At 66.3% G+C, this 21,302-nt stretch carries 13 protein-coding genes; 6 read left to right on the top strand and 7 right to left on the bottom strand.

What is annotated here, in order from left to right; translation table 11 throughout:
• Nucleotides 1–19 precede the first annotated feature (19 nt).
• From CFE35_RS10775 to CFE35_RS10790, 4 genes are all read left to right on the top strand, one after another.
• Nucleotides 20–1,498 carry an MFS transporter gene (locus tag CFE35_RS10775; RefSeq protein WP_292930599.1) on the top strand — a complete coding sequence of 493 codons (1,479 nt, stop codon included), beginning with the start codon at nt 20–22 and terminating at the stop codon, nt 1,496–1,498.
• Between the two features lie 85 nt (nt 1,499–1,583).
• Nucleotides 1,584–2,153, top strand: a complete 570-nt coding sequence (locus CFE35_RS10780; protein ID WP_292930600.1) for a cupin domain-containing protein — start codon at nt 1,584–1,586, stop codon at nt 2,151–2,153.
• Nucleotides 2,150–3,106, top strand: a complete 957-nt coding sequence (locus CFE35_RS10785; protein WP_292930601.1) for a fumarylacetoacetate hydrolase family protein — start codon at nt 2,150–2,152, stop codon at nt 3,104–3,106. The genes CFE35_RS10780 and CFE35_RS10785 overlap by 4 nt, the downstream gene beginning before the upstream one ends.
• 65 nt (nt 3,107–3,171) lie before the next feature.
• A complete protein-coding gene (locus CFE35_RS10790; protein WP_292930602.1) occupies nt 3,172–4,194 on the top strand; it encodes a LacI family DNA-binding transcriptional regulator in 1,023 nt (340 codons plus the stop codon).
• Here CFE35_RS10790 and CFE35_RS10795 read toward each other — a convergent pair.
• The 4 genes from CFE35_RS10795 to CFE35_RS10810 all read right to left on the bottom strand — a co-directional run bounded on the left by CFE35_RS10795 (nt 4,191) and on the right by CFE35_RS10810 (nt 10,901).
• Nucleotides 4,191–5,378 carry an ROK family transcriptional regulator gene (locus CFE35_RS10795; RefSeq protein WP_292930603.1) on the bottom strand — a complete coding sequence of 396 codons (1,188 nt, stop codon included), beginning with the start codon at nt 5,376–5,378 and terminating at the stop codon, nt 4,191–4,193. The two genes, CFE35_RS10790 and CFE35_RS10795, sit on opposite strands and share 4 nt — an antisense overlap.
• The gene (locus CFE35_RS10800) at nt 5,375–6,247 is read right to left on the bottom strand and encodes an ROK family protein (RefSeq protein ID WP_292930604.1); all 873 of its coding nucleotides are present in this window, start codon (nt 6,245–6,247) and stop codon (nt 5,375–5,377) included. Before CFE35_RS10800 ends, CFE35_RS10795 begins: the two co-directional genes overlap by 4 nt.
• Entirely contained in the window at nt 6,244–7,791 is a 1,548-nt protein-coding gene (locus CFE35_RS10805) for a tryptophan halogenase family protein (RefSeq protein ID WP_292930605.1), read from the bottom strand. Before CFE35_RS10805 ends, CFE35_RS10800 begins: the two co-directional genes overlap by 4 nt.
• 122 nt (nt 7,792–7,913) lie before the next feature.
• Nucleotides 7,914–10,901, bottom strand: a complete 2,988-nt coding sequence (locus tag CFE35_RS10810) for a TonB-dependent receptor (protein WP_292930606.1) — start codon at nt 10,899–10,901, stop codon at nt 7,914–7,916.
• A gap of 255 nt (nt 10,902–11,156) precedes the next feature.
• Here CFE35_RS10810 and CFE35_RS10815 point away from each other — a divergent pair, with 255 nt between their 5' ends.
• Nucleotides 11,157–13,697, top strand: a complete 2,541-nt coding sequence (locus tag CFE35_RS10815; protein ID WP_292930607.1) for an exo 1,3/1,4-beta-D-glucan glucohydrolase — start codon at nt 11,157–11,159, stop codon at nt 13,695–13,697.
• Nucleotides 13,698–13,775: 78 nt separating this feature from the next.
• The gene (locus CFE35_RS10820) at nt 13,776–17,213 is read left to right on the top strand and encodes a LamG-like jellyroll fold domain-containing protein (protein WP_292930608.1); all 3,438 of its coding nucleotides are present in this window, start codon (nt 13,776–13,778) and stop codon (nt 17,211–17,213) included.
• 56 nt (nt 17,214–17,269) lie between these two features.
• On the opposite strand, the gene CFE35_RS10825 is transcribed toward CFE35_RS10820, so the two are convergent.
• The 3 genes from CFE35_RS10825 to CFE35_RS10835 all read right to left on the bottom strand — a co-directional run bounded on the left by CFE35_RS10825 (nt 17,270) and on the right by CFE35_RS10835 (nt 21,160).
• Nucleotides 17,270–19,462 (bottom strand): molybdopterin cofactor-binding domain-containing protein, encoded by a 2,193-nt coding sequence (locus CFE35_RS10825; RefSeq protein WP_292930609.1) that lies wholly within the window; start codon nt 19,460–19,462, stop codon nt 17,270–17,272.
• Nucleotides 19,463–19,479: 17 nt separating this feature from the next.
• Complete coding sequence (locus CFE35_RS10830) at nt 19,480–19,938, bottom strand: (2Fe-2S)-binding protein (protein ID WP_292930654.1); 459 nt, start codon at nt 19,936–19,938, stop codon at nt 19,480–19,482.
• 112 nt (nt 19,939–20,050) lie between these two features.
• Nucleotides 20,051–21,160 carry a helix-turn-helix transcriptional regulator gene (locus CFE35_RS10835; protein ID WP_292930610.1) on the bottom strand — a complete coding sequence of 370 codons (1,110 nt, stop codon included), beginning with the start codon at nt 21,158–21,160 and terminating at the stop codon, nt 20,051–20,053.
• Nucleotides 21,161–21,302 lie beyond the last annotated feature (142 nt).

Below are 21,302 nucleotides of genomic sequence, written 5' to 3' on the forward strand. Positions count from 1 at the left end.
GCGGGACATCGGACAGGCCATGACAGCGCATCAGGCAGCAGCACCTGCTGCCAAAACCGGCAGCAAGCAGCCGCACGAACTGGATGACCGGCAGCGCGCGCTTGCCTTCTTCACCGTGCTGACGGCCGTGGTGCTCGAAGTGGCCGACACCACCATCGTCAACACTGCCCTGCCAGCGATCCGCGATGGGCTCGGCGCATCTCCGGCCGCGATGCAGTGGATCGTGGCGGGCTACCTGCTCACGCTGGGCTCGCTGCTGCTGCTGGGCGGACGGCTGGGCGATGCCTTTGGGCACAACCGCATGTTCCTGGGCGGGGTGGCAGGTTTCGTCGCGGCCTCGGCGCTGTGCGGCCTGGCCCCCACACCCGGCATCCTCGTGCTGGCGCGCGTGCTGCAGGGGGCGGCAGGCGCGATGATGGGGCCGCAGACCATGGCCATCGTCCAGCTCCTCTACACCCCGCTCGAACGCGTGCGCCGCCTTGCCTTCTTCGGCATGATCATCGGCCTTGCCGCGATACTGGGCCCGATCCTCGGCGGCTTCCTGATCGAACTCAACCTGTTCGGCCTCGGCTGGCGGCTGATCTTCCTGATCAACCTGCCCGTCGGCCTGTTCGCGCTCGCCATGGGCCGCCTGACTTTGCCCCGCACCGGCGAAGAGCATCGCGGCCTTGCCATCGATCTGTTCGGGGCCGCGCTGTTCGCCATTGGGTTCGGCCTGATCCTGCTTGCCCTGATTCAGGCGCACGATGACCTCGGCGCCGGACGCGCAGCCGCGATCCTCGGCGGCGGCATCGCGGCTGTCGGCCTTGCCGTGCGGCGCGCCATCCTCCGCCGCGCTGCTGGCCTGCCCGCGATGATCGAACCCGCGCTGTTCGCCCTGCCCACTTTCCGCTGGGGCGTGATCGCGGCGATGGCGTTCAACAGCGCCTCGGTCGGCTTCCTGCTGATCTTCGCGGTCGCGCTCCAACAGGGCCTTGCCCTGAACCCATTGCAAACCGCGCTGATCCACATTCCCTTCGGCCTCGGCGTCATGCTCGCCGTCGGCCTGATGGTGCCGCGCCTGCTCCCCCGATTGGGGCGCGTGCTGCCAATGGCGGGCGGGATGCTGATGGCCATCGGCATTGTCGGCAGCCTCGCACTGATACATGCGGCAGTCGCGGGCGGACCACTCCTTGCCGCCACGCTCGCCCTTGCAGGGATTGGCTTCGGCACGCTCTCCGGGCCGCTCGGCCCCATCGTCGTCTCCGATGTCCCGCGCACCCACGCCGGCACCGCCAGCGCGACGATGCGCACCGCGCAGCAGCTGGGCGGCGCGCTGGGTATCGCGCTCGTCGGCTCGGCCTATTTCGCCGTCGCGGGCCAGGATGCCACCGCACGCCTTGCCGGGCTGCTTCCCGGCGGACTGATGGTATCGGCGCTGCTCACCATCTCGGTCCTCGCCGTCTCGCGCCTTCCGGCCACGCTGTTCGCGGCCGAACGCAAGGCTGCGGCGGATTGACCTGCGGCAAGATCATAGGCATCATTGATTGCAATCGAAACAAACCTATCCGTAAAACGGATGGATATCTATCGCGGGAGATTATATGGACATGAAACCAGTGCGCCGCGTGGTCACCGGCCACGACGCTTCCGGCCGCGCGATCATTCAGGAAGATAGCGCCGCCCCCCGCGTCCAGCGCGTTGGCGGTGCCATCGGCCCGCTGTTCCACGAAGTGTGGAACACGCAGCAGACGCCAGCCTTCATCGACGCCGCTTCGGGCGAGCCGCATGAAGACGGCATCGTCCTTGCCCCGCCCGCAAACGGCACCCGCATCCGCGTGCTGGATATCCCCCCCGAAGGCGACGGCATCCGCAACATGACGCCCGAGGAAGCTGCCGCGCACTTCGCCGAAATCGGTGCGGGCCACGCCTCCAACGCCGCGAAGCAAGGCGCACGCCACGCGCTGATGCACCGCACCGAAACCATCGACTATGGCATCGTCATCGAAGGCGAACTCGTGCTGATCATGGATGAAGGCGAAACCACGGTCTATCCCGGCGACATCGTCATCCAGCGCGGCACCAACCACGGCTGGGCCAACCGGTCTGACAAGAACTGCCGCATCGTCTTCGTGCTGATCGACGGCGAATTCGCACCGGACCTGAAGTCATGAGGCTCGCCACCTTGCGCGACGGCACGGCCGATGGCGCGCTCGTGCTCGTCTCGGCAGACGGGGAGCGCGTGCTGCGCGTCGGCGGCAACCTGCTTGGCGCGATGGAGGACTGGCCCGCGACCGAAGCAAGGCTCAAGGCCGCGCAGGCCCGTCTCGACGCCGGTGAGGGCGAGCCGACCGATGACCTGACTTTCGCCGCCCCCCTGCCGCGCACCTGGCAATGGCTCGATGGCTCAGCCTTCACCACCCACGGCGATCTCATGGCGGTGGCCTTCAAGCACGATCCCCACGAAGGGGACCGCCCGCTGATGTATCAGGGCTTGTCCGACCGGTTCTACGGACCCGCCGATCCCGTGCCCTTCCCCGCGATGGAACACGGCATCGATTTCGAAGGCGAGTTCGGCGTGGTGGTCGATGCCGTGCCGATGGGCACCAGCGCCGCCGATGCGCTGAAGCACATCCGCCTCATCGTCCAGATCAACGACTGGTCGCTGCGCGCCATCGCCCCGGTCGAGATGAAGACCGGCTTTGGCTGGATTCAGGCGAAGCCCGCCTGCTCGATGGCCCCGTTTGCCGTCACGCCCGATGAACTGGGCGCGGCATGGCAGGATGGCCGCGTCGGCCTCGATCTCATCATCGATTGGGATGGCCGCGAAGTGGGCCGCGCCAATGGCGCCGCAATGGCCTTCGGCTTTCACGAACTCATCGCCCATGCCGCCCTCACCCGCGATCTTGTGGCGGGCACGGTGATCGGCTCCGGCACCGTCTCGAACGCCAATTACGCCGAAGTCGGCTCAAGCTGCATTTCGGAGATCCGGGCGATCGAGATCATTGCCCACGGCGCGCCGCAGACGCCGTTCATGGCCTTCGGCGATACCGTGCGGATGACGGCGGTAGAGAGCACGGGCCGCGCGCCCTTCGGCCAGATCGACAGTGAAGTGGTGAAGGCCTAGCAATTTCCGGCCGCCACGGTGTAGGATCAGGGTAACGTTCCCACGACAAGGCGGCCGCAAATTCCATGACCAGACCCAAGCGGTCCACCATCGTCGACGTCGCGCGCATGGCAGGTGTCTCCGCCAAGACGGTCAGCCGCGTCGTCAACAACGAACCCCACGTCACCGAAGCGGTGAAAACCCGCGTGCACGAAGCGATGCGCGAATTGCGCTATCACCCCAATGTCGCGGCGCAAGGCCTCGTGCGCAGCCGCTCCTATCTCATCGGCCTCGTCTACGAAAAACCCAGCCCCAGCTATGTCGTCGAACTGCAGAAAGGCGCGCTGGAGCGGCTCCACGGCGAACGCTTCCGCCTAGTCGTGCTGCCGGTGGAATCTGTCACGGAGCGCGCGGACGAGATCATCGCCCTGCTGCGCTCCGCCGCGCTCGATGCCGTGCTGCTGGCTCCGCCCGCGTCCGATCATGCCGGGCTGATGGCCGAACTGCGCGAAGTGGGCATGCCGTTTGCGCGCATCTCGCCCACGCGCCTCCTCGGCCAAGGGCCGTCGGTCGCGATGGACGATGTCGCCGCCGCGCAGGAAGCGGCCGAACATATCGTGGCGCTGGGGCACAAGCGCATCGGCGTGATCAAGGGCGATCCCAGCCACGCCGCAGCCGATGCGCGGCTGGTCGGCACGATGCAGGCGCTGGCCAAGGCAGGCATCGCGCTGCGCCCCGAACTGATCGAGGCGGGATTGTTCACCTTCGATTCCGGCCTCGCCGCTGCACGCCGCCTGCTCGCGCTCGATCCGCCGCCCACCGCGATCCTTGCCCAGAACGATGACATGGCCGCCGCCACCATGGCCGCCGCGCGCGAGGCCGGGCTGCATGTGCCAGAAGACCTCTCGGTCGTCGGCTTCGACGATTCCGATATTTCCCGCGTCGTCTGGCCTCCGCTGACCACGATCCGCCAGCCGGTGGAGGAGATGGCCTACAAGGCGATGGACATGCTGCTCGATGTGCTGAAGGGCGAACCCGAAGGCGGCGACATCCAGCTTCCCCACGAACTCCTCATCCGCCGCAGCACCGCGCCGCCCAAGGCGGATTAAGCCGCGTCTTCCGCCAGCGCCAGATCATCGAACGACAGCAGCGCCGCGCCTACGGCAGAGGCATCTTCCGCCAGCGCCGCCGCCATCACCGGCGCAATCGCCGGAGCATCCCGCCCGCCGCTGCGCAGCAGCAGATTGGTGCGCTGGGTCAGCCGTTCCAGCAGCGGCATTGGCAGCCGCCCACCCACCAGCACCACACCCGGATTGATCAGCAGGTTCACCGCCACCAGCGGCTGCACCAGCGCGCGCGCGCATTCCTCGATCCACTCATCATGGATGCGTTGCAGCGCGGCATCCGCGCTCAGTGCCTCACCTTGCGCAAAGGGCGCGCGCCCGGCCTGCGTCAGCCGCCGGTTGAGCCCAGCAATGGAAACGATGGATTGCAGCGGCACCATCGCGGCCTGACCGGTCGGGCCTTCACCCGGCACCGGCATGAAGCCAATCTCGCCGCTGCGCCCGTCCGCGCCGCGTTCATGTTGCCCGCCCACGACCAGCCCGCCGCCCAGGCCATAGCTGATCAGCATGTAGAAGAAGTTCGCCTCGCGCTGCCCGCGGCCAAACTGCATTTCACCGATGGCCGCCGCTGCCGCGTCGTTCTCGATGAAGATCGGCTTGCCCAAAGGTTCGGCAAACAGCGCTTCAAGGTTGGTAGCAGACCACTGCGCATAATCGGTCGGCATCCCTGGCAGATCGATCACACCCAGCCCGTCCGGCAGCGCAAGGCCGATCCCGGTGATCGCCTCGGCCTCCACACCTGCCATGCCCAGCAACCGGTCAAGGTTGCGGCGATAGAAGCTGCGCACTTGTTCGGGCAGGGCAAAGGCAATCTCGGTATCGAGCCGCGCTTTCACCGCGCCCGCAAAATCGGCCAGCACCATGGTGATATGATCGCGGTCGACATTGAGACCGATGGCATGCGCGCCCTCGGCATTGATCACCAGCCGCGTGGCCGGCTGCCCGCGCCCGCCGCGCTGCATCCCGGCGGTGCGCAGCAGGCCGCGTTCGATCAGGCGGCGCGTGATGTTGGTCACGGTCGGGTGCGCAAGGCCGGTCTGGCGCGCGAGGTCTGCCTTGGTCAGCATCCCCTGCGCCCGGATCGCACGCAGCACGATCCGCGTGTTGTGCGCGCCTGCATCCTCGATCGTCGCGCCGCGATAGCCGCTGCGCGTCAGCCCCAGATTCACGCCGCCCCCGCTTCCAGCACATTGCGCGCAATCGCCAGCGCGCCCATCGGCCCAGCTTGATCGCCCAGCAAAGGTATACCGATCGTAAACGGCACCTGCGAATAGCCGCCAAGGCTGGCCCGCACCGCCGCATCGACCCGCGCCACCAGCGCAGGCCGCGTGCTGAGCACGCCGCCGCCCAGCGCGACCCGTTCGGGCGCTCCGGTCAGCACGATGGTATGGACGAGGCGTGCAAGAACATGGACGAATTGATCCCATATCGGATGCAATTCGTCCAGTGCCTCACCCGCTTTTCCGGCACGCGCGGCGAGCGCCGGGCCGGAGATCAATCCTTCCACGCAGCCCCCATGAAACGGGCAAATTCCGGGGACACCATCGCCCGGCGCGCGGTCCACGAAAATGTGTCCCATTTCACTGTGTGCGCGGCCCGCCATGGTCCGGCCGCCCACCACCAGCCCCACGCCCACGCCGGTTCCCACCGTCACATAAGCATGGTTCGCCATGCCGATCGCGCCGCCCCAGCGTCCTTCGGCCAGCGCCGCGCCGTTCACATCGCTATCGAGGCCGACCGGCAGGCCGTATCGCTCCTGAAGCTGCTGGACGAGGGCAAAGCCCTGCCAGCCCGGCTTGGGCGTGGCCAGAAAAGTGCCGAAATCGTCCGCCGCAGGATCGGTGCGGATCGGCCCGAAGGCCGCCACCCCGATCGCCCGCACCCGGTGCGCAGCGGTCCATGCATCGAGGATCGCGGTCAGATCGCCCACCGTGGCGGCCGCATCGCGCGTAGGCACGCGGCGCTGGTCCACCACCTCGCGCCCCTCGGCCAGCGTGGCGACGCATTTCGTCCCGCCCAGTTCCAGCCCGGCGATCATGCCCCGCCCCACACTTGTGCAAAATTCGGCCGCCCTTTGAGCGCCGGATCGAGCAGCCGCGCCAGCATGTCCTGATGCGTCGGTGCCGCAGAGCGATAGCGGCCCATCACTTCGGCAATCTGCCCGATCACACCGCGCACCTCGTCAAACGGCGCGGCATCGGCCAGCGGATCGAGCGCTTGCGGTTCGATCCCCATGCCCGCCGCCACGAAGAACCAGCTCACATCGGCAAACAGCTCGCGCCGCCGCGAAACGACCCGCCCTGTCCGCTGAAAAAGCTCCAGCTTCGCCGCCAGACTGTCCGGCAGGGGGGTCGCCCTGATCTCGTCCCAGAACGGCTCGCCAAACCGCCGGTTGGGCACATAATGCAGCAACAGGAAATCGCGGATATGCGCGTATTCGTCCGCCGCCTCGCGGTTATAGGCCGCCGCCAGCACCGGATCGCAGCGCCGGTCCGGGAAATAGTCAAGCAGCCGGTTGAGCGCGGTGTGAATGAGGTGGATCGAGGTTGATTCCAGCGGCTCCAGAAATCCGCTCGAAAGCCCCACGGCGAGGCAGTTCTTCACCCACATCGCCTTGCGGTGCCCAGCGTTGAAGCGCAGGAAACGCGGCTCGGCCAGCGCCTCGCCCGTCACAGAACCGCGCAGCGTCTCCGCCGCCGCCTCGTCGCTCACATGGCGGCTGGAATAGACATAGCCATTGCCCACCCGCGATTGCAGCGGAATGCGCCAGCGCCAGCCCGCCTCGTGCGCGGCGGAAACCGTGTAGGGCGCGGGCGCACCGACGGTCGCGGTCGGCATCGCCACCGCGCGGTCGCAGGGCAGCCATTTCGTCCAGTCCTCATAACCGGCGTGGAGCGCTTCTTCGATCAGGAGGCCGCGAAACCCGGAACAATCAATAAAGAAATCCGCCGCGATCTGCCGCCCGTCCGCCAGCATGACCGCCGCAATCGCGCCGTCCTCAGCCAGCACCGTCCCGGCAATCCGCGCATCGATGTGCTGCACGCCCCGCGCTTCGGCATGGCGCCGCAAATATTGCGCCACCAGCCCCGCATCGAAATGCAGCGCATAATTGAGCGCGCCGCCGGGAAAGCTCCCGTCTGGCGGCGGAAACGCAAACTTGCCATCCTGCGCCAAGGCAATCGCCGGGCACAAATCGCCCATGCTCTCGCCATGCCCCGCCGCCTTGTTCTTCCACCAGTAGTGATGAAACGGCCGCTGGTTTATCGTCACGCCGATATTGCCGAACGGGTGCCAATAGGAATGCCCCTGCTCCAGCCAATCATCAAAGCGGATCGCCAGCTTGAACGTCGCCTGACAATGGCGAATGAAATCAATCTCATCGATCCCGCAGTTCGCGAGAAACGCGAACACCGGCGGGATCGTCGCCTCGCCCACGCCAACGGTGGGCACATCGCTCGTCTCGATCAGCGTGATCGCGGTCCCGGCGGGCGCAAGCACGGCTGACAGCAGCGCCGCTGCCGACCAGCCAGCCGTGCCGCCACCGACGATGAGAATGGAACGCAGGGGATCAGGAGCAGTCATAAGGTTCGCCCAATGCTGGCGGTCCAGCGGCCGCAAGATATGGCCTCAAAAGGAAGGGGGGAAGGCCGGCAAAGGCCCTCCCCCGAAGAGGCCCAAGGCCAAGGCCTGAGGGAGTGGAGCAATCAGAAGTTGAACTTGACGCCCGCAAACACCCGGCGCGAACCGGATTCATACCGGAACGGCAGTTCGGGGAATTGCAGGTACGTCCGGGTGTTTTCCTTGTTGAGGTTGATCCCTTCGACAAACACGTTGAAGTTCGGCGTCACCTGATAGGAGATCTGCCCGTCGATCTGGCCATAAGGCTTCTGGTAGATCCCCAGCGTGCGCGTCACCCCGCCATCGCCGAAGCCGAAGTTGCCGAGGTAGGACTTCGAGCGCCACGAGTAGGAAGCGCGCGCCGCAAACCCGCTCTTCTCGAAATAGACCTGCCCGTTGAACGAGTGCTTCGAAACACCCGGCAGCGGCAGACCCGTCTCGAAATCGTTGCGGAATTCGGTGCTGGTATCGGCAAAGGTATAGTTCGCGGTGAAGCCGAGGCCGAACGGGAAGGCATATTGTGCTGCCACTTCGAAGCCCTTGACCCGGCCGCCCGAACCATTGACCGGCTGCGACACCGGCCCGAGCCGCCCGCCGCCCTGATCGTTGACGAACACCGGCACGGTCTGCGTGACAACAAAGCTGTCCACTTCCTTCCAGAACACGCCCGCCGAAAGCAGGCCCTGCCGCCCGAAGTAGTATTCCACGCCCAGATCGAACTGGTAGGCGCGGAACGGATCAAGGTTAGCGTTGCCCCGGCTGCCGCTGGTGAACAGGAAGTTGTCGGTGGCGGCATCGCGGGTGAAATCGGTGGCAAAGCCCCGGCCCAGATCGAACAGCGGCTGGCGCGAGGTAACTCGCGCGGCCGAGGCACGCACCTTCACGTCCTGCGCCGCATCCACCACCACGTTCAGGCTCGGCAGGAAGTCGGTGTAGGAACGCTGCACGCTCGCCGTGTCGAAGTCCTTGACCACGCCGTTCCAGCTGTCCGTGCCCCAGAACGTCGGGTTCGCGGTGCCCTGATTCTGATCGACCTTCAGCTTGGTATCGACAATGCGCAGGCCGACGTTGACATGGAACCCGTCATCCTTGCCGCCAATATCGGCCATCAGATAGCCGGTCTTTGTCTCTTCCTTCACGAGGAAGGTCTGCAGCGGATCCTGGAAGAAGCTGAACGGCGTATCCGGATAGAGATCCTGGATCCACTTCAGCGCATTGACCATCTGCGCGCGGTTCTGGATCAGCGCCTTGCCGCCCGGAATGTTCGGGTTGACCAGCGTCTCGACCCGGCCCGCATTGCTGGTGAACGTGTCATAAGGCGTGATCAGCGCGGGCGAATTGCCAAACCGGCTGCACCCCTTGAACACAGCGGGCTTGTTGGCTTCGGGAAGATCGCAGATCTTGTAGCCGATTGCGCCGTCCTGGAAGTAGCCGAAGGGGGTGTAGTTGTAGTTGAACCCCGGCACGCGCTCGGCCGCCGGGATCTTGGTGGCGTCGAGTTCGCCCTTGCCTGAATAGTCCGCCAGATAGCGGCCCGAAGTGAAGTCCACCGTGCGCTGGCCATAGCGGAAACCGGCGCTCAGCGTGATCTTGCCCTGTTCCGAAGGATCGACATCCCACGCAAAATCGGTGCGGATCGAGTGGCCCTTGATCTTCGAGCGGTCACCGAACGCCCAGTGCGACTTGAAGAAGCCGTTGGCCGGGTTGCTGAACAAGTCCTGCGGGCTGTTCGGGGCAATGCCGAAGTTGGGCAGATCGCCGTTCTTGTAGGTGAAATCGAAGGTTGCGGGGGCCGCGCTGTTGAGCGCCACGCCATCGGCCAGCGGACCGCCTGCCGTGCCCTGCCGCACGGTATACCTGGTGTAGCGCACGTCGTTGTTGGCCACATCGCGGAACAGCGTGCCGTTCGAATACGTCGCTTCGAGATTGGCGCGGAAGTTCGAGCCGTTGTCGAACTTGGTGCCGAACTGCACGTTGTCAGACCGGATCGTGCTCACGTCCACCACCGAGATCGCTTCGGCAGACTGGGCGCGCACCGTGCCGCTTTCCAGCACGCCGTTGCTGTTGATCTGATAGCCCGGCAGCAGGCCGAGCGACTCGCCCTGGCCAAACGGGAACTTCACCGAACCCTCGCGCGTGTCCACCTTCAGATCGGAGTGGAAGTACTGCAGGTCCATGCTCAGCGTATCGGTCGGGCGATAGGCCAGCCCCGCCGAAACGCCCCAGCGCGTGCGATACTGGTCGCGGTCGGTCATGTAGCGGTATTCGGGCGCGTAGTAGTTGGTCGGAACGCTCGCGCTGTCGCGGCGGCCCGCGCCGAACGCCCAGTTGCCGCGGTTTTCGCCGCCCAGAATATCGAAGTGGGCGTTGGTCTTGCTATAGCTGCCCGAAAGAATGATGCCGAACTTGTCGTTGAAGTTGTAGCTCGCGACCACTGCGCCGGTCGGCTTCCAGCCGTCGATGCCGTTGGCCTTGTTGAGCCGCGCGTTGCCCGCCACGGTCAGGCCGTTCTTGAGATCAAGCGGATTGCGCGTCTTGAGGTTGACGATACCGCCCAGCCCGCCTTCGAGCAGCGAGGCATTGGGTGACTTGTAGACCTCGACCCCGCCGATCAGTTCGGAAGGCACGCTTTCCAGGCTGTCGGTGCGGGTGAAGTTGCCCTCGCCCACCTTGAACACTTCCTGCCCGGTCACGAACAGTTCGTTGTTGAGCACGGTTAGGTTCTGTTCAAGGCCACGAATCCGCACTTTGGTGCCCTGGCCATTTTCGCGGTCGATCTGGATACCCGGCAGGCGCTGGAGCGACTCCGTGATGTTCTGATCGGGGAACTTGCCGATATCTTCGGCGCTGACCGATTCAAGGATCAGGGTCGAATTGCGCTTGGCATCCAGCGCGGCGGCCAGCGACTGGCGGAAGCCGGTGACGACGATGGGCGCGGCGGCCTCATCGCTCGTCGCAGTATCGACCGCCTGCTGCGGTGCCGATTGCGCAGCGGCATTGCCTGCCACGAACAGTGCCAGCGTCGAAGCCGCGCCGAGCAGTACAAACCGCCCTCGGGCGTTTCCTTGAGACATGAACCTTCCCCTCCTTGAAGCGCGGCAGCACCCGGTTCGGGGCATCTGCCGCATTTTCGGTTTTCCGGCCTCCGGTGCAAACCCCCTGTGACGAAGCTTGCGATGCGAATGAGCCCGGATGCGTGTGGCACGGTTGAAATACGATCACCTTGTCCGTATTGTCAACGTTGTCATTCAATTTATATTATCATCTTTTATTATTAAAGAAACCCGGAATGGTCAAGCCAGCCGGAAAACCGAGAGGAAAGCCAAGGAATGAAGCGGATTTCGCCCCCTGCAGGCCCCGTGGCCGCAATGGCTTGCGCCTTGGCCCTCGCGGTGAGCATGACCCCGGCTGCGGGTCTTGCCGCCAGTCCTGCGCCTGCTGCCGAATCGACCAGCACCGTCCATCCGCAGCAATGGCCGCGAATCGCTTGGCCCAAAGTCGTGACCGATGCGGACGAGGCGAAAATCCATCAGTTGCTGGGCGCGATGGATGCAGCCTGCAAAGTCGGTCAGGTCATCCAGGGCGATATCGCCAGCCTCACGCCCGACGATGTCGCGCGCTACAATCTCGGCTCGGTGCTCAATGGCGGCAATTCCGGGCCTTATGGCAATGATCTCGCCCCCGCCGCCGATTGGCTGAAGCTGGCAGACGCCTTCCACGCCGCCTCGATTCGCGGCCGCCCCGGCTGCCCGGCGATCCCCGTGATCTGGGGCACGGACGCGGTCCACGGCCATTCCAACGTGATCGGCGCCACCTTGTTCCCGCACAACGTCGGCCTCGGCGCGATGCGCGATCCCGATCTGATCGAGAAGATCGGCGCCGCCACCGCCGCCGAAATCCGCGTCACCGGGCAGGAATGGACTTTCGCCCCCACCGTCACCGTCCCGCAGGATTGGCGCTGGGGCCGCGCTTATGAAGGCTATGCCTCCAATCCCGCGCTCGTCGCCAGCTATGTCGGCCGTATGGTGCGCGGCCTGCAAGGCCCGCCCACCACGGACCGCGTGCTCGCCGGCGCGCATGTCATCGCCAGCACCAAGCACTTCCTGGCAGACGGCGCGACCGAAGGCGGGCGCGATCAGGGCGATGCAAAGATCGACGAGACCACGCTGCGCCTCGTCCACGGCGCGCCCTATCTCCCGGCGATCGAAGAAGGCGTCGCCACCGTGATGACCAGCTTCTCCAGCTGGAACGGCGTGAAGATCGCGGGCAACAAGGGCCTCGTCACCGATCTCCTCAAAGACCGCCTCGGCTTTGGCGGCTTCGTCGTGACGGATTGGAACGCCCACGGCCAAATCCCCGGGTGCACCAATGCTAGCTGCCCGCAGGCGCTGCTTGCCGGGGTGGACATGTACATGGCGCCCGATAGCTGGAAGCCGCTGCGCGAAAGCCTGCTGGCGCAAGTGCAAGGCGGTGCCGTCCCCATGGCCCGGCTCGATGATGCAGTCGCCCGCATCCTGCGCGTGAAACTGCGCCTCGGCCTGTTCGAAATGGGCGCGCCTTCCACGCGGCCCCTCTCCGGCAAATGGCAGGAACTGGGCAGCCCCGATCACCGCGCGATTGCCCGCGAAGCCGTGCGCAAGTCCTTGGTCCTGCTCAAGAACACCGGCGTCCTGCCGCTAAAGCCGGGCGCGCGCCTGCTTGTTGCGGGCGACGGGGCAGACGATATCGCCCGCCAATCCGGCGGCTGGACGATCAGCTGGCAAGGCACCGGCCTCTCGAACGACTTGTTCCCGGGTGCGACCTCACTCTGGCAAGGTCTGAAGTCTGCTGCACAAGCCACTGGCGGCACTGCCGAACTTGCCCCCGATGGCCGCTTCAGCCAGCGCCCCGATGCCGCCGTCGTCGTCTTCGGCGAAACCCCTTATGCCGAGTTTCAGGGCGATATCCGCTCGCTCCAGCTGCGCGCGGACCTCACCGGCCCAATTGGTACGATGAAGGCGCTCAAGGCGCAGGGCATCCCCGTCGTCGCGGTCATGCTGACGGGCAGGCCTCTGTTCGTGAACGCTGCTCTCAATACCGCCGATGCGTTCGTCGTGGCCTGGCTCCCCGGCTCCGAAGGCGGCGGCGTGGCAGACGTGCTTTATGCCAAGGACGGCGCGGACTTCACCGGCCGCCTCCCCATGGCCTGGCCGCGCAGCGCCCGCACGGATGACGAAGCGCAGTTCCCGTTCGGCTACGGCCTCTCCATGAAAAATGGCCCAGCCCCTTGGACCATGCTGAGCGAAGACCCTGGCGTCGCGGCGGAAGCGGTGCCCGGCGTCTATCTCCAGCGCGGGCAGGCCGCGCCCGGCTGGCGTCTCGTCCTCACCGATCCCGCCGCCGCGCCGAACACGGTCGGCCCGGTTCCCGCTGCCACGCCGGGTGGCCGCGTCACCATCGCCGCCATCGACAAGGACGTGCAGGAAGGCGCGCGCCGGATCGTGATCGCACCGGGCAAGCAGCCTGTCACGATCGCGCTCGAAAGCGATAGCCCCGTCGATCTCAGCCGCGAAACCAATGGCGATGTCCTGCTGCTGCTGACCGTGCGCCTCGAAGCGAAGACCGCTGCCCCCGTCACCATCGCCGCGCGTTGCGGCCAAGGCCCCTGTGCCGCGCCGGTTCCCTTGCCTGAACTCGCCGCACTCCCCATCGGCCAGTGGCAGACGCTGGCAGTGCCCCTGAAGTGCCTGCTTCCGGCGGGTGCAGACAGCAGCAGGGTCACCGCCCCCCTCATCCTCGCCAGCCCCGGCCCGCTTGCCCTCGGCCTCGCCAGCGTTACGCTGGGCACCAAAGCGGACGTGACGGCGCGGTGCAGCTCACCTTCGCCTTAATGCATTTATTATGCATTTAAACTGAAGTACCGTGCGCAAAAATTGACCGCGTTGTCATACGCAAGACCGGAAGAGAGAATGCCCGTGCCCGCCATCACCCGCCGTATCCTGCCCGCGCTCCTCGTCACCAGCGCGCTGCTGACAACTGCCGCGCGCGCTCAAATGCCAGAGGGTGGTGGTCCCTGGAATATCAGCAGTCTCGAAGGCGGCATCGGCAGCGAACGCCCGCTTCCCGCAAGCAGCCCCGTCCTGAACGCCGCCGCGCCGTTCACTTTCGTCGCATGGGTCAAGCCGGACCGCATCCAGCAAGGCGAGGCCGCGCTGATCCTCCAAGGCGATGATGCCTGCGCGCCGTGCCGCGCGCTCGTCCTTGCCGATGGCCGCCCCGCCCTGCGCAGCGGCCCCATGCAGCTCACCGCCGCGCAGCCGCTCCTCGCGGGCCAATGGACGCACCTTGCCGCCACCTATGACGGCACCACAGCCCGCCTGTTCATCAATGGGAAGCTCTCTGCCCAGCAGGCGCTGGCCACAACCACCACCCCCCCGCGCCTCGCCATCACCCCGCCGATCCCCGGCAAGCCCCACTTCGCCGGATCGCTCGCGCAGGCCCTGCTCGATGAAACGGCTCTCAATCCCGCCGCGCTCTTCGCCCAGCGCCCCGATTTTGGCTCCGTCCAGTTCCGCGAAGTCGGCGTCGGCTGGCCGCTGCAGCGCAAGGCCAATATCGGCCTAACCGAACAGCAGGACGCGTGGCTCCTCCCCCGTTCGAACACGCCTCCCAGTGCCCCGGCCAGCCCCCCGCGCGCCATACCCGTCAAACCCCGGCCCGCGCTCGCCCCAACCGCTCCTGGTCAGTGGCAGCTGAACGGCTGGAAGCTGATCCCGGCACCGGATCTCGCGCAATCAGACGGCGCCGCCCTCTCCCGCCCCGGCGTCGATACCGCCAAATGGCTCGCCGCCCGCGTCCCCGGCACCGTGCTGGCCACCATGGTGGATCGCGGCATCTATCCAGACCCGTACTACGGGCTCAACAACCTCAGCATTCCCGAAAGCCTCGCCCGGCAGGACTACTGGTATCGCACCAGCTTCACCTTCCCCGCCGAGGCTTCCGGGAAGTCCCTCGCCCTGCGCTTCGATGGCATCAACTACGCCGCCGAAGTGTGGATCAACGGCACCCGCATGGGCGCGATGAAGGGCGCCTTTGCGCGCGGCCGCTTCACTTTCACGCCGCAAGCCGGGGAGAATGTCGTCGCGGTCAAAGTCAGCCCTCCGCCGCACCCCGGCATCCCGCACGAACAATCGGTCAAAGGCGGCGTCGGCGAAAACGGCGGCCAGCTCGCCATCGACGGCCCCACGTTCGTGGCCACCGAAGGCTGGGACTGGATCCCCGGCATCCGCGATCGCAACACCGGCCTGTGGCAAGGCGTCACCCTCGAAGCCACCGGCCCCCTCCGCCTCGGCGATCCGCACGTGATCACCGACCTGCCGCTGCCGCGCACCGACAGCGCGGACGTCACCATCACCGTCCCCGTCTTCAACAGCACCAGCGCGCCGCTTGCGCTCACCGTCACGGCGAAGATCGGCGAGATCGCCCTCACCCGCACACTCACTGCCGCCCCCGGCGAGACCACCGTCACCTTCTCGCCCGCCACCGATCCCGCGCTCCGCCTTGCCAACCCGCGCCTGTGGTGGCCCAATGGCTACGGCGATCCTGCGCTCTACACGCTCACCCTCACCGCCGCCGCCGAGGGCCAGCCGTCAGAGACGCGATCCTTGCGCTTCGGCGTGCGCGAACTCAGCTACGAACTCGCCCTCTTCGGCAGCGATGGCCGCCTGAACCGCGTCGAAGTCGATCCCACCGATGCAAGGCCGGGCGAGCTGCCGCTGATCGACGTGCGCCATCAGGCGATCAAGCAGACCCCGCTCGGCTGGGCGCAAAGCCTGACGCCTGCGGGCGAAAAATCCCCCGCCGTCCGCCCGGTCGCGCCGTCTACCCCGCTCCCCCACCTCACCTTGCGCGTCAACGGCGTGCGGATCGCCGCGCGCGGGGGCAACTGGGGCATGGACGATGCGATGAAGCGCTTCGGCCGCGCCGAGCTGGAGCCCTATTTCCGCCTCGAACGCGAGGCGCACATGAACGTGATCCGCAATTGGATGGGCACCAACACCGAGCCTGCGTTCTACGATCTCGCCGATGAGAACGGCATGCTGATCCTCAACGATTTCTGGCAGTCCACGCAGGATTTCCAGATCGAACCGCAAGACCCGCAGCTGTTCCTCGCCAATGCAGCAGACACCATCGCCCGCTACCGCAATCACCCCAGCATCGCCTTGTGGTTCGGCCGCAACGAAGGCGTGCCCTATCCCGCGCTCAACGAAGGGCTGGACGCGCTGGTCACGAAGCTCGACGGCACCCGCTGGTACACCGGCTCGTCCAACATGGTGAACTTGCAAGGCAGCGGGCCCTACAACTACCGCCCGCCCGAAGGCTATTTCACCAATCTTGCTTCAGGCTTCTCGGTCGAAACCGGCACGCCTTCGCTCTCCACGCGCGAAGCCATCGAAGCCAGCGTGCCCGCCGCCGACCGCTGGCCGCTCGGCGATACGATGGCGTACCACGATTGGCATTTCGGCGGGAACGGCGACACGCGCACCTTCATGGAGACGCTGGCGGCCCTATTCGGCCCCGGCACCGATCTGGCCGATTTCGAGCGCAAGGCGCAGATGATGAACCTGGAGACGCACAAGGCGATGATGGAGGGCTTCGTCGGCCACCTCTGGACCAAGAATTCCGGCCGCCTGTTCTGGATGACCCACCCCTCGTGGCCGTCGAATGCGTGGCAGCTCTACAGCTCGGACATGGACACCTCCGCTGCGTATTATGGCGCGCGCGCCGGGGCGGAGCCGGTGCATATCCAGCTCAACCTGCCCGATAACGCGCTGATGGTGATCAACACGACCCGCGCCGATCTGCCCGCGCTCACCGCAAAGGTGCGCGTCACCGATCTCGCCGGGCGCACTCTGCTTGCGCGGGAACAGCCGCTCACCGCCCCAGCCAACACCGCCACGCCCGCAGGCCAAGTCGATCTCGCGCCGCTCATGGCAAACGGCGAGATGGTTCTCGTCGCGCTCGATCTGGTGGATGCAAACGGGGAAACCCTCAGCCGCAACTTCTACTGGCGCGGCCGCGATCCCGCTGCCACCCGCGCGCTCAACGCAATGCCCGCCGCCGCAATCAGCCTCACCGTGAAGTCTGGCGCGGCGCAGGGGGCTGACCGCGCGCTGGCGCTCACTCTCGCCAATACTGGGAAGACCCCTGCCCTGGCTGTAAAACTCACGGTGCTCGACAAGGCGGGAGCGCGGGTTCTGCCAGCGTTCTTCGAGGACAACTACGTCTCGCTGATGCCGGGGGAAACCCGCACGCTCACCGTGCGCGTCCCCGCCTGCGCCAAGCCGGCCACCATCGCGATCCGGGGCTGGAACACGCCAGAGGGTGCGGTAGCCATCCAACCTTGAGCCCTCTCCCCTTAAGGGAGAGGGAAAAACGCCGCTAACGCGGGAGGGAAACGGCCTCAAGCCTTCGCCTGGTCCTTGATCGGCAGGTTGCGCACCCGCTTGCCCGTCAGCGCAAACAGCGCATTGGCCAGCGCAGGCGTCGCGGGCGGCAGACCCGGTTCGCCGATCCCGCCCATCTCCGCGCCGCTATTCAGGAAATGCACGTCCACGCTCGGCGCATTTGCGAGCTTCAGCACCTCGTAATCGCTGAAGTTGCTCTGCTGCACCACGCCCTTGTCCAGCGTGATCGCCTCGCCGATGCCGGAGGAAAGCCCCATGACGAGACCGCCGAGGATCTGCCCTTCGGCGGCGGTCGGGTTCACCACCGTGCCGCAATCGACCACGGCGGTCGCCTTGTGCACCTTGGGCATCCCGTCTTCGCCCAGCGAAGCCTCGATCACTTGCGCCACGATCGTGTTGAAGCATTCGACCATCGCCACGCCGCGCGCCCGTCCGGCTTCGACCGGCGAACCCCAGCCGCTGCGCTTGGCCACTTCTTCCAGCACCTTGCGATGGCGCGAACCGGCCTTGAGGTGCCGCAAGCGGAACTCCACCGGATCGACGCCCGCCGCGTGGGCCAGCTCGTCCATGAAGCTCTCGGTCGTGAAGCCGTGCTGCGTTGCATTGACCGAACGCCATGCGCCGACCGTCTGGTTGGAGACCTGCTTGAAATGCCGCCGCGCTACGGCGGGCACATCATAGAAGAACGGCACTTCGCGCAGGCCGTCTTCCGGCTGGGCAAAATCGGTGCGCCAGGCGGCGATCTTGCCGTCCTGCCCCAGCGCCGCCGTCAGCCATGCCGAGCTCTGCGGGCGGTACGCGCCTTGCGAGACTTCCTCCTCACGCGACCAGATCAGCTTGACCGGGAACGGCACCTGCATGGCCACGCGCGCCACCTGATCGACCACTTCCATGTACATCGGCAGGCGGCGACCAAAGCTGCCGCCGATCAGCATCGGGTGGAACGTGACCTTGTCTGCGCCGAGGCCAGCCGCGCTGGCAGCCGCCGCCTTTGCGCCAAGCGGGTCCTGCATCCCGCCCCACACATCGAGGTGGCCGTCCTTGTAGTGCGCGGTCAGCGCAAACGGCTCCATCATCGCGTGGTGCAGGAACGGCATGCGGAATTCCGCCTGGAGCACCTTCACCCCGCCCGCCTTGAGCGCGGCATCGACATCGCCCTCGCCCACGGTCTTGTCGGGCTTGTCCCCGCCGCGCAGCTTGTCCTGCTCGGCAAAGATCGTCGCGGTCGAAATCAGGCCATTGCCGCCATCGCTGAACTTGGGCGCGAGCGCCCGCGCGCCCTTCAGCGCCTGCCAATAGCCCTTGGCGACGACGACGACCGCGCCTTCAAGGCTGATCACTTTCTCCACGCCCGCCACGGCCATCGCCGGTGCCGGATCGACCGATTCCAGCTTGCCCCCGCGCACGGACGCGGCGATCACTGTCGCCACACGCATGCCCGGCTTCATCACATCCATGCCATATTGCGCGGTGCCGTTGACCTTGGCCGGAATGTCGAAGCGCGGGATCGACTTGCCCATGTGCTTGAAGTCTTTGGGATCCTTCAGCGCCACATCGCCGGAAAGGCTGTGCGTCGCCGCCTCTGCGGCGAGTTCGCCATAGCGCAGCGCCTTGCCGCTTTTCGCATGAAGCACTTTGCCATTGGCGGTCGTCAGTTCGCCCGCAGGCACACCCATGCGCGCCGCCGCCGTCTCGATCAGCGCCGCGCGCGTGCCCGCGCCCAGCACCCGCAGCCCGTTCTGTCCGGTAAAGCGCAGCGCGGAGGAACCGCCGGTGATCTGCAAGTTGAGCTGGCGCGCGAGCATGCCCAGCAGCGACATCGGCAACGCGCCGATGATGCCGGGATAGCCGCTCATGTCCGCCATGAAGCCCTTGCCCAGCACCACGTTGGCAAACGCCGCTTCGGCAGGCGCGGAGACCACCGCCAGCTTGCTCCAGTCAGGGTCCAGCTCTTCGGCCAGCATCTGCGCAAGGCCGGTGTTCGAACCCTGCCCGATATCGGTGTGCGGCGAATAGAGCGTGACGGTATCGTCCTCGCCAATGCGCAGCCAGGTGCCGAAATTGTGCCCGCCCTTGCCGTCGGTCAGCTTGGCCGCCTGCGATCTTGCCGCCTTGTCGCCATACTGCACCGCGAAGATGCCGCCGCCGATGGCCGCGACGCCGCCAATCAGGAATGCTCTGCGGATCATGCCCATGTGCTTGCTCCTCAGGCCTGAACGGCGGGGCTGTTGCCCGTAACCGAATGGATCGCCGCGCGGATGCGGGGATAGGTCCCGCAGCGGCAGATATTGGTCATCGCCGCGTCAATGTCGGCGTCCGTCGGCTTGGGCGTCTTGGCCAGCAGCGCAGCGGCGGCCATGATCTGGCCCGATTGACAATAGCCGCACTGCGGCACCTGATGCGCAATCCACGCCTGCTGCAAGGCGGTCAGCGTGCCCTCTGCGCCCGAAAGCCCTTCGATCGTGGTGATCGACTTGCCCGCCACATCGCTGATCGGCACGCTGCAAGACCGCGTGATCTCGCCGTCGATATGCACGCTGCACGCCCCGCAGGCAGCGATGCCGCAACCGAACTTGGTGCCGGTCATCCCCAGTTCCTCGCGGATCGCCCACAGCAGCGGCGTATCCGGTTCGCCCGCAAAGCGCACCGGCTTGCCATTCACCATTGCCTCGATTGCCACGCCGCGTGCTCCCCCTTCGAACGAACCAATACGTTTCTTGTAGCAACTGATTACGCGCCGCGCCACTGTGAAGACAGGTAGCGGCCCTGCGTCCCGATCAGGCCCCGCGCAGCATCCCCACCAGCGCCTCACGCCCGCCTGCCCCGGTCCGCGCGTAAACCGATTTGAGATAGGTCCGCAGCGTTGCCAGCGAAATCGCCATGCGCGCCGCGGCTTCGGCAGGCGAATGGCCCAGCGCCAGCAGCACCGCCAGTTCCCGCTCGCGCGCGCTCAGCGGCAGCGCCGCCGCCCGCCCCAGCACGACCGCGCCAAGCGGAGGCCGCCGCTCCAGGCAGATCATGTAGCGCGCATCACCGCTGTCATCCGCCTCCAGCGCGGCACTGCTGCGCAGGCAGGGCATGACCCGCACGGCAATTTCTCCATGCGGGGTGCTGCGCGCATCGAACGGGGGCGGCGATGGCAGGCCGCGCGCGATGGCAATCGCCCGGTCGAGCAGCGCGTGCAGCGCCGGGGTCAATCGCTCACCCAGCGCGCCCAGCATGCGGCCCGGCGCAATGGGGATGCCAGCGTGCTGTGCGGCCAGCGCAATCGCGCTGCCGGCATGATACTCGACCCGCCCCGCCGTATCGACCAGAAAGCAGCCGCTCTGGTCTGCGACGACGCTGCATTGACCAACGCTTTTGGCACAAGGTCCTGTAATCGCGGCCAGGACATGATCGTGCAGCGAGGCTATCAGCGCCCTTTCAGCCTGGCTCCAACCGCCGCTGCCCGCCGCCCGGTTCACCATCAGCACGCCGCGCGCCGTGCCGCCGCCATCACGCACCACAAGATCGATCGAACCGGCAATGCGATAGGGCCGGAACACTTCGTTATAAACCACCGTGCGCGCGAATCCGGGCGCAGCATAAAACGCCTCACCCGCCCCGACGCGCAGGCCCGCCGCCACGAACTTGTCGAGCGTCGGCTCGTGCGGATCACGCTCCAGCGCGGCGTGATTGCCGACAAAGGCATCCATGGCCGCCGGGATCACCTCGCGCATCCACGCATCCACCGGGCGGCCATCCGGACCAAGCCAGAAGAAGTTGGCGAACGCGCAGGCGATCATCCGCTCGATCTCCGCCACCATCAGCCCGATAGACTGGTGCGCGGGCAGGCCCAGCGCGGCGATCAGGCGCAAGTGCTTCAGGTGGGTCTGGGCCGAAGACATGGGACCGGGCTTGCTCCAGGGGTATTTGCGTAAACAGACGACAGCATCGTTGTGCTGGGGAGCGGCCCGTCAGCGTTGAATGGCATGCAAAAGTGGCAGTACGCAAGCCAGATTACCCTAACCCGGGGGTATTTGCTGATAG

The organism is Novosphingobium sp. PASSN1 (genome assembly GCF_002278815.1).